Raw genomic sequence first — 12,219 nt, forward strand, 5'->3', positions numbered from 1 at the left:
GACCCACTGATGACAAGTCTCGTCTTAAGGTTTAGTTAAGCTTGCGGCCTTACATTGGCAGTTAATCCACGGAAACGATTCTTCTCTGGCGTTTAATATCCGTTAAACGAAAGGGATTTACAGTGTCATCAAAAGCAGTTCGATACGTTTGGGGTTAACTATGGATCAATTTTTGCCTTTCTCTCGTCCGGCCATCGGCGATGAAGAAATCGCCGCGGTAGAGAAAGTGTTGCGTTCCGGTTGGATCACCACCGGGCCGCAAAACCAGCAGCTGGAAAGCGACTTCTGTTCCACCTTCGGCTGTAAGCATGCGATCGCCGTCAGTTCCGCCACGGCTGGCATGCACATCACGCTGATGGCGCTGGGCATCGGCCCCGGCGACGAAGTCATCACCCCTTCGCAAACCTGGGTTTCCACCCTCAACATGATCGAGCTGCTGGGCGCCACGCCGGTCATGATCGACGTTGACCGTGATACGTTGATGGTCAGCGCCGCCGATGTCGAGGCTGCCATCACCCCGAAAACCAAAGCGATTGTTCCGGTGCACTACGCCGGCGCTCCTCTGCAGATGGACGCGCTGCGCGCCGTGGCCGAACGCCACGGTCTGCCTTTGATCGAAGACGCCGCCCATGCGGTCGGTACGCGCTACAACGGCGAATGGGTCGGCGCGCGCGGCACGGCGATTTTCTCGTTCCACGCCATTAAAAACGTGACCTGCGCCGAGGGCGGCCTGATCGCCACCGACGACGATGCGCTGGCGGATCGCCTGCGTTGCCTGAAGTTCCACGGTCTGGCCGTCGATGCCTTCGATCGTCAGCAGCTTGGCCGCAAACCGCAGGCCGAAGTGGTGGAGCCGGGTTACAAATACAACCTGTCCGACATTCACGCGGCGATCGCCGTGGTGCAGCTGTCGCGCTTCGCTGAGCTGAACGCGCGCCGCAAGGCGCTGGCACAGCGCTACCTGAGCGCGCTGGAAGGCTCGCCGTTCCAACCGTTGGGCGTGCCGGATTACCCGCATGACCACGCCTGGCATCTGTTTATGGTGCGCGTCGACCCTGAGCGTTGCGGCATCGATCGCGATCGGTTGATGGAGCGTCTGAAAGAGGTTGGCGTCGGCACCGGGCTGCATTTCCGCGCCGCGCATACCCAGAAATTCTACCGTGAGCGTTATCCGCAGCTTTCCTTGCCGAATACCGAATGGAACTCGGCGCGGCTGTGCACTTTACCGCTATTCCCTGATATGACCGACGCCGACGTGGATCGCGTGGTCAATGCCTTGTCTTCTGTTGTGGAGTCTTTACGTGTCTCGCGTTGAACCGATTAAAAAAGTGTCGATAGTCATCCCGGTATACAACGAGCAGGAAAGTCTGCCGGCGTTGCTGGAGCGTACTACCGCCGCTTGCAAGCAGTTATCTCAACCTTATGAAATCATCCTCGTCGACGATGGCAGCAGCGACAACTCCGCGGACATGCTGACCGCGGCGGCGGAAAAGCCGGACAGCCACGTCATCGCCGTTTTGCTGAACCGCAACTATGGCCAGCACTCGGCGATCATGGCCGGTTTCAACCAGGTGACCGGCGATCTGGTGATTACGCTGGACGCCGATCTGCAGAACCCGCCGGAGGAGATCCCTCGTCTGGTCAGCGTGGCGGAAGAGGGCTATGACGTGGTGGGCACCGTGCGCGCCAACCGTCAAGACTCCTGGTTCCGCAAAAGCGCTTCGCGCGTGATCAACATGATGATTCAACGCGCCACCGGCAAGTCGATGGGGGACTACGGCTGCATGCTGCGCGCCTACCGTCGTCACATCGTTGAGGCGATGCTGCACTGCCACGAACGCAGCACCTTTATCCCGATTCTGGCGAACACCTTCGCCCGTCGCACGACCGAGATCGACGTGCGTCACGCCGAGCGCGAGTTTGGCGATTCCAAGTACAGCCTGATGAAGCTGATCAACCTGATGTACGACCTGATCACCTGCCTGACCACCACCCCGCTGCGTTTGCTCAGCGTGGTCGGCAGCATCGTGGCGCTGTCCGGGTTTGTGTTGGCGCTGGTGCTGATTGCGCTGCGTCTGCTGCTCGGCCCTGAATGGGCCGCCGGCGGCGTGTTCACCCTCTTCGCCGTGCTGTTCACCTTTATCGGCGCCCAGTTTGTTGGCATGGGGCTACTGGGTGAATACATCGGCCGCATCTATACCGACGTGCGCGCACGTCCTCGCTATTTTGTTCAGAAAGTGGTCGGCGTACAGCAGGACCACAATACTCAGGAAGAAGAATGATGAAAGCTATTGTATTTGCTTACCATGATATTGGCTGCGCAGGTCTGAAAGCGCTGACTGAGGCGGGTTATGACGTGCAGGCCGTATTCACGCACACCGACGACCCTGGTGAGAACAACTTCTTCTCCTCCGTGGCCCGTTTGGGCGCCGAATTGGATCTGCCGGTCTATGCGCCGGAAGACGTGAACCACCCGCTGTGGGTTGACCGCATTCGCGACCTGCAGCCGGACGTGATCTTTTCGTTCTACTACCGCCATATGCTGAGCGACGAGATCCTCTCGCTGGCACCGCAGGGCGGCTTCAACCTGCACGGTTCGCTGCTGCCGCATTACCGTGGCCGCGCCCCGGTGAACTGGGCGCTGGTGAACGGCGAAACCGAAACCGGCGCCACGCTGCACAAGATGGTGAAACGCCCGGACGCCGGCGACATCGTCGGTCAGCAGAAAGTGACCATCGCCGACAGCGACACTGCGCTGACGCTGCACAAAAAAGTGCTGGAAGCCGCGCAGGCCGTATTGAAAGAGCAGTTGCCGAAGCTGAAGAACGGCACCGCCACCTTCACCAAGCAGGATGAGTCTCAGGCCAGCTACTTCGGCCGTCGCACCGCAGCGGACGGCGAGATCCTGTGGCACAAGTCCGCCAAAGAGATCAACAACCTGGTACGCGCCGTCACGGAACCGTACCCGGGTGCCTTCAGCTACCTCGGCCAGCGCAAGCTGATCGTCTGGCGCTCTCGCGTGCTGGATACCCAACACGACAAGCAGCCGGGCACCGTACTGAGCACCTCGCCGCTGGTCATCGCCTGTGGCGAAGGCGCGCTGGAGATCGTTGCCGGTCAGAACGACAGCGGCCTGTATGTGCAGGGCAGCCGCCTGGCGCAGGAAATGGGCATCGTCACCGACGTGCGCCTGGCCGCCAAGCCGAACGCCGTAATGAAACGCCGCACTCGCGTGCTGATCCTCGGGGTCAACGGCTTCATCGGTAACCACCTGACCGAGCGCCTGCTGCGTGACGATCGCTACGACATCTACGGCCTGGATATCGGTTCTGACGCCATCAGCCGTTTCCTCGACAACCCGCGTTTCCACTTCGTGGAAGGCGACATCAGCATCCACTCCGAGTGGATCGAGTATCACATCAAGAAATGCGACGTGGTGCTGCCGCTGGTGGCGATCGCGACGCCGATCGAATACACCCGTAACCCGCTGCGCGTGTTCGAGCTGGATTTCGAAGAGAACCTGAAGATCGTTCGCGACTGCGTGAAATACAACAAGCGCATCATCTTCCCGTCCACCTCAGAAGTGTACGGCATGTGCGACGACAAAGAGTTCGACGAAGACCATTCGCGCCTGATCGTCGGGCCAATCAACAAACAGCGCTGGATCTACTCGGTCTCCAAACAGCTGCTGGATCGGGTGATCTGGGCTTACGGCGCTAAAGAAGGCCTGAAGTTCACGCTGTTCCGTCCATTCAACTGGATGGGGCCGCGCCTGGATAACCTGGACGCTGCGCGTATCGGCTCTTCCCGTGCCATCACCCAGCTGATCCTCAATCTGGTGGAAGGTTCGCCGATCAAACTGATGGACGGCGGCGCGCAGAAACGTTGCTTCACCGACATCAACGACGGCATCGAAGCGCTGTTCCGCATCATCGAGAACCGCGACGGCCTGTGCGACGGCCAGATCGTCAACATCGGCAACCCGACCAACGAAGCGAGCATCCGCGAGCTGGCGGAAATGCTGCTGGAAAGCTTCAACAACCACCCGCTGCGCGACCGCTTCCCGCCGTTTGCCGGCTTCAAGGACGTTGAGAGCAGCAGCTACTACGGTAAAGGTTACCAGGACGTCGAGCACCGCACGCCGAGCATCAAGAACGCTCACCGCCTGCTGGGCTGGCAGCCGACCATCGAGATGAAGCAAACCGTCGCCGATACGCTGGACTACTTCCTGCGCACTACCGTTCAGGAAGGGAACGATGCATGAAGAAAGTCGGTCTGCGGGTTGATGTAGATACCTTCAGCGGCACCCGTGAAGGGGTGCCGCAGTTGCTGGACCTGTTCGACAAGTACGACATTCAGGCCAGCTTCTTCTTCAGCGTGGGACCGGACAACATGGGGCGCCATCTTTGGCGCCTTTTGCGTCCGAAATTTCTGTGGAAAATGCTGCGTTCGAACGCCGCCTCGCTGTACGGCCTGGACATTCTGCTGGCCGGCACCGCCTGGCCGGGGCGCAACATTTCACGCGCGTTGGGGCCGCTGATGAAGCGCACCGCCGAAGCCGGTCATGAAGTCGGGCTGCACGCCTGGGATCACCAGGGGTGGCAGGCCAAGGTCGGCAAGTGGAGCGAGGCGCAGCTGACCGAACAAGTGCAGCTGGGCGTCGATGCCCTGAGCGCCAGCACCGGCCAGCCGGTGAAATGCTCCGCCGTGGCGGGCTGGCGTGCCGATACGCGCGTGCTGGAGGTCAAGCAACGCTTCGGCTTCCATTACAACAGCGATTGCCGCGGCACCCATCCGTTCCGTCCGGTGCTGAGCGACGGGCGTCACGGCACGGTGCAGATCCCGGTGACGTTGCCGACCTTCGACGAAGTGATCGGCAGCGAAGTCAGCATGGCCGACTTCAACGACTACATTCTGCGCGCCATCGAGAACGATCGCGGCGTGCCGGTGTACACCATTCACACCGAAGTGGAAGGCATGTCGCAAGCGGCGATGTTCGAACAGTTATTGCAACGCGCACGGCAGCAGGGCATCGAATTCTGTCCGCTTGGCGCGCTGTTACCACAAGATTTGGCGTCACTGCCGTTGGGCCGCATCAAGCGTGCTCCTTTCCCCGGCCGCGAAGGTTGGCTGGGCTGTCAAACCGATGTGAAGGACGTTACATGAAGGCGCTAAAAGGATCCTGGGCCATTCTGCTGGCCGTTTTTTTTGCTCTGGTTTACCTGATCCCGCTTAACGGCCGCCTGCTGTGGCAGCCGGACGAGACGCGTTATGCCGAGATCAGCCGTGAAATGCTGCAGCGCGGCGATTGGGTTGTGCCGCACCTGCTGGGGCTGCGCTACTTCGAAAAGCCGGTGGCGGGTTACTGGTTCAATAACATCAGCCAGTGGCTGTTCGGCGAAAACAACTTTGCGGTGCGCTTCGGCTCGGTGTTCAGCACCGGCATGACCGCACTGCTGGTGTTCGCGCTGGCGATGCTGATGTGGCGCAATGCGCGCCGCGCCAGCCTGGCGGCGCTGATTTTCCTGTCGATGGTGCTGGTGTTCAGCATCGGCACCTACAGCGTGCTGGATCCGATGATCTCGCTGTGGCTGGCGGCGGCGATGGTCAGCTACTACCTGACGCTGAAAGCCACTTCGGTCAAAGGCAAGCTGGGCGCCTACGCGCTGCTGGGCTTGGCCTGCGGCATGGGCTTTATGACCAAGGGCTTCCTGGCGCTGGCGGTGCCGGTGATCGCGGTGATCCCGATCGTCATCCAGCAACGTCGCATCAAGGATCTGCTGTGCTACGGCCCGGTGGCGATCGTGACCGCTACGTTGCTCAGCCTGCCGTGGGCGCTGGCGATCGCGCAACGCGAACCCGATTTCTGGAATTACTTCTTCTGGGTCGAACATATTCAGCGTTTCGCCGAAGATAACGCCCAGCACAAGGCGCCGTTCTGGTATTACCTGCCGATCCTGCTGGCGGCGGTGCTGCCGTGGCTGGCGCTGCTGCCCGGTGCGCTGCTCAAGGGCTGGCGCGAACGCGTACAGCGCCCGGAGCTGTTCTTCCTGCTGAGCTGGGCGATGATGCCGCTGATCTTCTTCAGCATCGCCAAAGGCAAGCTGCCGACCTACATTCTGCCGTGCATGGCGCCGCTGGCGCTGCTGATGACCGCCTATGCGGAAGACTACGCCGCCACCCTGCGCGCCAGACTGTTCAAGGCCAATGCCTGGCTGAACGGCCTGTTCGGGCTGATCGGCATCGTGGCGCTGGTGGTGTTGAGCGCCGGCCTGCTGCCGAAAGCCCATCTGTTTACCGCGCAAGAGTGGCCGAAGGTGGTGCTCGGCCTGATCGCCTTCGGCGGCTGGCTCCTGTTCGCGCTGGTTTCCGCACGCGATAACGGCCGTCAATGGCGCTGGGCGGCGGCCTGCCCGGTATTGCTGTGCCTGGTGATCGGCTACGCCATCCCGCAACAGGTGACCGATTCCAAGCTGCCGCAGAACTTCGCGCGCGCCACGATGGCCGAGCTGGGCGACAGCCGTTACGTGCTGACCGACAGCGTCGGGGTAGCGGCCGGTTTGGCCTGGGAACTGAAGCGTAGCGACGTGCTGATGTACAGCCAGAAAGGCGAGGTAGCTTATGGTCTGGAGTATCCGGACGCCAAAGGCCACCTGATCAGCGACGCCGACTTCCCGCAGTGGCTGGCGCAGGCGCGCAAACAGGGGAATGTGTCCCTGGTGCTGCAGCTGTCCCGTGGCGAAGCGCTGCCGCAGGAACTGCCTGCCGCAGACAAGGTAGATCGTATGAATCGCCTGGTGCTGATGTGGTATAAACAGCAACCATGATGGGTTTTCTGTTGGTGATTGTGGTCAGCCTGCTCACCTGCGGTGGGCAGCTGTGCCAGAAGCAGGCGGCGCACTGTTGGGAGCGGGCGGACGAAGCGCGGCTGAAGCAGACGCTGCGTTGGCTGGCGCTGGCGGTGCTGCTGCTGGGGCTGGGCATGGCGGTGTGGCTCAATGTGCTGCAACGCCTGCCGCTCAGCCTGGCTTACCCGATGCTCAGCCTGAACTTCGTGATGGTGACGCTGGCGGCGCGCTGGCTGTTTCATGAGCCGACGACCGTGCGCCACTGGTGTGGCGTAGCGTCGATTATGTTGGGGATCCTGCTGATGAGCGTGCATTCATGAGGGGCTATGCCTGGGGCGCCGCCAGCGTGTTGCTGGTGACGCTGGCGCAGTTGCTGATGAAGTGGGGCATGGTGCAAATCCCGCTGATGTCGTTCGCCGACGTCTCGTTGGCGTTGATCGGCGACTACTGGCTGCCGCTTCTGGCGGTGGGCGGCGGCATCTTCGGTTATGCGCTGTCGATGCTGTGTTGGTTCTTTGCGCTGCGCCACCTGCCGTTAAACCGCGCTTATCCTCTGCTGAGCGTCAGCTACGCGCTGGTCTATCTGGCGGCGGTGATCCTGCCGTGGTTTAACGAATCCGCTACACTGCTGAAAACGTTGGGCACGCTGTTTATTCTGTTCGGCGTCTGGCTGATTAACAGCAAATCCGAGACAAAATCGCCGGAATAGGGTCAAAACCGGCGAGCCTGCTATTATCTCCCTCATGGCGCTTGCCTTTTTCCCCGTGCGGGAGATAAATTAACGCCAAATAGCGCTCTCCTTACGTGGTGCCGGCTTCGCCTCGCAGGCGGTGGTGGTGTGCCGATTGGCATAATGCGGCAGCGTGTTCAATGAAGGAATATTATGCGGATGCGTGTGTGGTTTTTATTAGCCAGTTTGATCCTCGCCGGCTGCAGCAGCCATGCGCCGCCGCCGAGCGGCCGCCTGGCGGACTCTATCGTGGTGGTGGCCCAGCTCAACGAGCAACTGCGTCAGTGGTACGGTACGCCATACCGTTACGGCGGCCTGGATCGCGGCGGCGTAGATTGTTCCGGCTTTGTTTACCGCACGTTCCGCGATCGTTTCGACATGCAGCTGCCGCGTTCGACCGAAGAGCAAACCTCGCTGGGCACCAAGGTTTCGCGTGATGAGCTGATGCCGGGCGACCTGGTGTTTTTCAAAACCGGCGGCGGTGAGAACGGCCTGCACGTCGGCATTTACGATACCAACGACCAATTTATCCACGCGTCGACCAGCCGCGGAGTGATCCGCTCCTCGCTCGATAACGTCTACTGGAAGCGGGTATACTGGCAGGCGCGACGCATTTAGCCTTAACCTATTGATTTGGTGTATCATGGCGGCATCACGTGTTTTGAACGGTGCCTGCCATGAACAGCCTGCGTTTATTGATCTCCGATTCCTACGATCCCTGGTTTAACCTGGCGGTGGAAGAGTGCATCTTCCGCGAGATGACCACGCAAAAAATCCTCTTTCTGTGGCGCAATGCCGAAACGGTGGTGATTGGCCAGTCGCAGAACCCGTGGAAAGAGTGCAACACCCGGCGCATGGAGCAGGACGGCATTCGGCTGGCGCGGCGCAGCAGCGGCGGTGGGGCGGTATTTCACGACCTGGGCAACACCTGTTTTACCTTTATGGCCGGCAAACCGGGTTACGACAAAAGCGTCTCGACCGACATCATTCTGCAAGCGCTGCGGCAGCTGGGCGTCACGGCCGGCGCGTCGGGGCGCAACGATCTGGTGATGGAAACCGCCGACGGGCCGCGCAAAATATCCGGCTCGGCCTATCGAGAAACCCAGGACCGTGGTTTCCACCACGGCACGCTGCTGCTGAACGCCGATCTGGAGCGGCTGGCAGACTACCTCAATCCCGATCCCAAAAAGCTGCAGGCCAAGGGCATCACTTCGGTGCGTTCGCGCGTCGCCAATTTGGCGGAGTTTTTGCCGGGTATCAGCCATGAGCAGGTGTGCGAAGCCATCGTGCAGGCCTTTTTTGCCCACTATGGCGAGACGGCCGAGCCGGAGATCATTTCGCCGGACGTATTCCCCGATTTGCCCGATTTTGCCGCGCAGTTCGCCAAACAGAGCAGTTGGGAATGGAATTTCGGCAAGGCGCCGGCGTTCAGTCATCTGCTTAACGAGCGCTTCGTCTGGGGCGGCGTGGATCTGTTCTTCGACGTGGAGAAGGGAACGATTGTTCGCGCGCAGGTGTTCACCGACAGCCTGAATCCCGCCCCGCTGCAGCGGCTGGCGGAAGCGCTGGTGGGCTGCGCGTATCGCAGCGAGCCCGTTGCCGCTTGCTGCGATCGGCTCATGGCGGATTATCCGCAACAGGCGGCGGAATTGACCGAACTGCGGCAATGGCTGAGCGAAACGATCCGTTAGCCGGTATGGGATGGTGAAGGGGATGAGCGTGCTCATCCCTTTTTTTATCGCTGAAATCGACGTTTCGCAGGGGCGTAGCGCAGATTTTCTGAAAATCAAGGTGGGCATTTTTTTACGTTTTCAATGCTGAGAATAACGGGCGGAATTGATGTGTTATTAAATTTAATCAGTCATCGTTAACGGCAGGAAAAATCGGCGTTACGGCAGAAAGATTATTTTACTTTATTTAAGATTTTTCTTAAATAAAACAACGGAGATAAGTCAAATTTAGCCCGTCATCCAATCCACTTAAGCCAAATACCTTTTCATATCACGCGTTGGGCGAGAAAGGTGGCATAAGTTCAGCTGCTTTTCTTTTGCGCCTTTCGCGATTGTCGTATAGCTTTAATCTATCAATTAAATGATATTTCATGGGTATTTGCATTGATATTTCCGATTAATCCCAGAAGGATTGATCGATAAAATATATTGATATACGATGATACGCTAGCCATTCATCCTGTGGCATTAAAATGAACATCCAACTCGAAGCTGACTTTATTAGTAGCTATGTTTTTCAACCTGTTTACTCAATGGAGGGCAGGCTGTTGGCGGTGGAAATGTTGAGCCGTTTCAACAGTCTCGACGGTGATTTAGCCATGCCGGCCGAAATTGGGATTAATTTATTGGCGCCTGAACAAAGGATTGAGTTATTTAATGAGCAATTGAAACTTGCGGAGCGGCACGCGGGCTGGTTTACCGGTAACAGCGTGCAGTTGACCATCAATATCGAAGAAACCATCGTCGAACTTATTCTTTCCGATCCGGCATTGTGCCAATGGATCAGGCAATATCCTTTTATTGCATTCGAAATGAGTGAGAGTTTTCCGAATCTTTCGGCCGGGAAGAACAACCCGAACGTGCAGCGATTAAGCGAAATGTTTACGCTGTGGCTCGATGATTTCGGTTCCGGTAAAGCCACCTTGACCGCGCTGTATGATGGTTTGTTTGACTATGTAAAGATAGACAAGCGTTTTTACTGGCAGCTGTTTACCCATCAGGGGTATGACGTGGTCATCGACTCGTTGTTAAAGAATATCAACCTGTTGTGTAAAGGCGTGATCGTCGGAGGAATAGAGAAAAAAGAGTACTTTAATAAACTCAGATACGCCGGTGTTTTAGGCCTGCAAGGTTTTTTATGGCCCAGCGTTGGTGTGGATAATCTGCAAACTTTGCTGGCGAAGCCCAGCGAGTTCAATAATTAAGAAGTGATATAAAAAACTACACACAATGAGGTAAATAATGCGCGGGGTGATGTTTGCCGTGATTCCGTCGCCGTTATTCGCCATCGTTTTTTGGCTGATGACACCGTTTTGTCAGCCCACGTTAAACCGCGTTTCCTCCGTCAGGTGGAAACGCCAAACTCCCCGCATCCGTCCTGGCGACAGGAGGATGCGTTCTCCCTGCATTCCTTCGGTGTTAATCCGCCCGTCCAGGCTCTACACTACGCTGAAACGGAGGGCCTATGCCGCAGTTCGATAACGCTTACTACCAACAGTTACCCGGTTTCTACACCGCCCTGAACCCGACGCCGCTCAAGGATGCGCGCCTGCTGTACCACAGCGAGCCGCTGGCGCGCGAGCTGGGGCTGGATGAAAGTTGGTTTACCCAGGATAAAACCCCCATTTGGGCGGGAGAAACGCTGCTGCCCGGCATGCAGCCGTTGGCGCAGGTGTACAGTGGCCACCAGTTTGGCGTCTGGGCCGGGCAGCTGGGGGATGGCCGCGGCATTTTACTGGGCGAACAGGTCCTGGCGGACGGCAGCCACCGCGACTGGCACCTGAAGGGCGCCGGGCTGACGCCATATTCGCGTATGGGGGACGGCCGCGCGGTGCTGCGTTCGGTGATCCGCGAGTTTCTGGCCTCTGAGGCGCTGCACCATTTGGGGATCCCGACCACCCGAGCGCTGACCATCGTGACCAGCCGCCAGCCGGTGTTCCGCGAGCAGCCGGAACGCGGCGCCATGCTGATGCGGGTGGCGGAAAGCCACGTGCGCTTCGGCCACTTCGAACACTTTTACTACCGCAAACAGCCGGAGCAGGTGCGGCAGTTGGCGGATTTCGTCATTGCCCGTCACTGGCCGCAGCTGCAGGATCAGGCTGAACGTTACCTGCTGTGGTTTACCGACGTGGTGGAACGGACGGCGCGCCTGATCGCCCATTGGCAAACCGTCGGTTTCGCTCACGGCGTGATGAACACCGACAACATGTCGATTCTCGGCATCACCATTGACTACGGCCCTTACGGCTTCCTCGATGACTATCAGCCCGGTTATATCTGCAATCACTCCGACCATCAGGGGCGTTACGCCTTCGACAATCAGCCGGCGGTGGCGCTGTGGAACCTGCATCGCCTGGCGCAGACCCTGTCGGGGCTGATGACCACTGAACAGCTGCAGCAGGCGCTGGCGGCGTATGAACCGGCGCTGATGCGCGCCTACGGCGAACAGATGCGCGCTAAACTCGGCTTCTTCACGCCGACGGCGCAGGACAATGACGTGCTCACCGGGCTGTTGAGCCTGATGGCGCAGGAAGGGCGGGACTATACCCGCACGTTCCGCCTGTTGAGCGACACTGAACAGCAACAGGCGCAGTCGCCGCTGCGCGACGAGTTTATCGACCGCGCGGCGTTCGATTCCTGGTATCAGCAGTATCGTCAGCGTTTGCAGCAGGAGCAGGTGAGCGATGAGGAACGGCAACGGGCGATGAAGGCGGTGAACCCGCGCCTGATCCTGCGCAACTATCTGGCGCAGCAGGCGATTGAAGACGCGGAGCAAGACGACGTGGGCCGTTTGCAGCGGTTGCATCAGGCCCTGCTGCGGCCGTTCGACGATGCGCCGGAATATGACGATCTCGCCGTGCTGCCGCCGGACTGGGGCAAACATCTGGAGATTTCCTGCTCCAGCTGAGAT

General features: G+C 59.0%; 11 protein-coding genes. All 11 read left to right on the top strand.

The window, feature by feature from the left end; all coding sequences use genetic code 11:
* The first annotated feature begins 160 nt into the window (after positions 1-160).
* The 11 genes from arnB to V8N38_RS11045 all read left to right on the top strand — a co-directional run bounded on the left by arnB (position 161) and on the right by V8N38_RS11045 (position 12,216).
* Complete coding sequence (arnB, locus tag V8N38_RS10995; protein WP_089185898.1) at positions 161-1,315, top strand: UDP-4-amino-4-deoxy-L-arabinose aminotransferase; 1,155 nt, start codon at positions 161-163, stop codon at positions 1,313-1,315.
* Positions 1,302-2,282: an undecaprenyl-phosphate 4-deoxy-4-formamido-L-arabinose transferase gene (gene arnC / locus V8N38_RS11000; RefSeq protein ID WP_033642884.1), complete on the top strand. Its 981-nt coding sequence runs from the start codon at positions 1,302-1,304 to the stop codon at positions 2,280-2,282. The genes arnB and arnC overlap by 14 nt, the downstream gene beginning before the upstream one ends.
* Entirely contained in the window at positions 2,282-4,264 is a 1,983-nt protein-coding gene (gene arnA, locus V8N38_RS11005; RefSeq protein WP_060419724.1) for a bifunctional UDP-4-amino-4-deoxy-L-arabinose formyltransferase/UDP-glucuronic acid oxidase ArnA, read from the top strand. Before arnC ends, arnA begins: the two co-directional genes overlap by 1 nt.
* Complete coding sequence (arnD, locus tag V8N38_RS11010) at positions 4,261-5,166, top strand: 4-deoxy-4-formamido-L-arabinose-phosphoundecaprenol deformylase (protein WP_147840229.1); 906 nt, start codon at positions 4,261-4,263, stop codon at positions 5,164-5,166. The genes arnA and arnD overlap by 4 nt, the downstream gene beginning before the upstream one ends.
* Positions 5,163-6,827 (top strand): lipid IV(A) 4-amino-4-deoxy-L-arabinosyltransferase, encoded by a 1,665-nt coding sequence (gene arnT, locus V8N38_RS11015; RefSeq protein WP_070914902.1) that lies wholly within the window; start codon positions 5,163-5,165, stop codon positions 6,825-6,827. The genes arnD and arnT overlap by 4 nt, the downstream gene beginning before the upstream one ends.
* A complete protein-coding gene (gene arnE / locus V8N38_RS11020; protein ID WP_060419210.1) occupies positions 6,824-7,168 on the top strand; it encodes a 4-amino-4-deoxy-L-arabinose-phosphoundecaprenol flippase subunit ArnE in 345 nt (114 codons plus the stop codon). The genes arnT and arnE overlap by 4 nt, the downstream gene beginning before the upstream one ends.
* A complete protein-coding gene (gene arnF / locus V8N38_RS11025; RefSeq protein ID WP_019456018.1) occupies positions 7,165-7,557 on the top strand; it encodes a 4-amino-4-deoxy-L-arabinose-phosphoundecaprenol flippase subunit ArnF in 393 nt (130 codons plus the stop codon). Before arnE ends, arnF begins: the two co-directional genes overlap by 4 nt.
* 174 nt (positions 7,558-7,731) lie before the next feature.
* Entirely contained in the window at positions 7,732-8,196 is a 465-nt protein-coding gene (locus V8N38_RS11030; protein WP_016927954.1) for an NlpC/P60 family protein, read from the top strand.
* A 59-nt stretch (positions 8,197-8,255) separates the two neighbouring features.
* A complete protein-coding gene (locus tag V8N38_RS11035; protein WP_060419209.1) occupies positions 8,256-9,269 on the top strand; it encodes a lipoate--protein ligase A in 1,014 nt (337 codons plus the stop codon).
* 512 nt (positions 9,270-9,781) lie between these two features.
* Positions 9,782-10,513 (top strand): EAL domain-containing protein, encoded by a 732-nt coding sequence (locus V8N38_RS11040; protein WP_087763499.1) that lies wholly within the window; start codon positions 9,782-9,784, stop codon positions 10,511-10,513.
* Between the two features lie 260 nt (positions 10,514-10,773).
* Complete coding sequence (locus V8N38_RS11045; RefSeq protein WP_060440068.1) at positions 10,774-12,216, top strand: protein adenylyltransferase SelO; 1,443 nt, start codon at positions 10,774-10,776, stop codon at positions 12,214-12,216.
* The last annotated feature ends 3 nt before the right edge of the window (positions 12,217-12,219 follow it).

It is taken from the genome of Serratia nevei, from assembly GCF_037948395.1.
GTDB lineage: Bacteria > Pseudomonadota > Gammaproteobacteria > Enterobacterales > Enterobacteriaceae > Serratia > Serratia nevei.